Origin of the sequence: Pelomicrobium sp. G1 (assembly GCF_051905455.1) — a bacterium.
Lineage (GTDB): Bacteria > Pseudomonadota > Gammaproteobacteria > Burkholderiales > UBA6910 > Pelomicrobium.
Map to the genome: position 1 here is coordinate 1 of NZ_JBQACR010000337.1, position 276 is coordinate 276.

The window sequence follows — 276 nt, forward strand, 5'->3', positions numbered from 1 at the left end:
GGTTACGGGGGAACTTTTGCTGACGCAGCAAAGGCCGTTGGAGGCAGCCATGACGAGGGTATCGACGGGATTATCAAAGAAGATCGCCTCGGCTTTGATGTGGTGTACATTCAGGCAAAACGGTGGGACGGAGCTGTCGGGCGTCCCGAGATCCAAAAGTTCGTCGGCGCACTCAAGGGACACCGCGCGCGCAAGGGCGTTTTTATCACCACATCGACATTTACCAAGGAGGCAGAGGATTATGTTTCTCGCCTCGACGATAAGATTGTCCTCATC

At 54.7% G+C, this 276-nt stretch carries 1 protein-coding gene; it reads left to right on the forward strand.

Features of this window, described 5'->3' with window-relative positions; genetic code table 11:
• Positions 1-276: restriction endonuclease (locus ACTFO6_RS18750; protein WP_439935871.1), on the forward strand; the 276-nt coding region annotated here is incomplete at both ends.